This window comes from Nocardiopsis lucentensis DSM 44048, assembly GCF_000341125.1.
GTDB classification, from domain to species: Bacteria; Actinomycetota; Actinomycetes; order Streptosporangiales; family Streptosporangiaceae; genus Nocardiopsis; species Nocardiopsis lucentensis.
In genome coordinates this window covers 1-524 of record NZ_ANBC01000781.1, presented here as the reverse complement: position 1 = coordinate 524, position 524 = coordinate 1, and the positions used below count along the sequence as shown (strand labels likewise).

The following is a 524-nucleotide window of genomic DNA, read 5'->3' as shown; positions in this document are numbered from 1 at the left end:
GAGTTCCCGGCGCGGCGGCCGTACCCTGGGTGTACGAGATCGAACACGCCGACAGGACGCGACAAGGAGGGCCGCATGGCTGACGCCGGGCCCGTCACCGGAGCCGGGGCCGACACCGATACCGGGGACGCCACCAGCACGCTCCCGTCGGAGCCCGCGGCCGACGCCGTGTTCCGCCCTGTTCAGGCAGGCAACGCCTTCGAGGAGACGGTCGAACGGCTGCTGTCGGCGATCAAGCTCGGCGTGGTCGCCCGGGGCGAGCGCTTCCCGGCCGAACGCGACCTGGCCACGCGCCTGGGTGTCAGTCGGATCACCCTGCGAGAGGCGATCCGCGCTCTCCAGGAGGCCGGATACGTCGAGTCGCGGCGGGGCCGCTCCGGAGGAACCTTCGTCACGTACGTGCCCCCGCGCCCCAGCCGTGCCGAGGCCCGACGGGTGCTCGCCGACATGGGCGGCGACCTCGACGACATCTTCACCCTGCGCCGCGCCTTGGAGGTCGGGGCCGCCGTGTTGCTGGCCGAGCG

1 protein-coding gene is annotated in these 524 nt (G+C 73.3%); it reads left to right on the top strand.

The annotated features are described in order from the left end of the window. Positions 1 to 75: 75 nt before the first annotated feature. Positions 76 to 524: FadR/GntR family transcriptional regulator (locus tag D471_RS0127245; RefSeq protein WP_017601546.1), on the top strand; the 449-nt coding region annotated here is incomplete at its 3' end.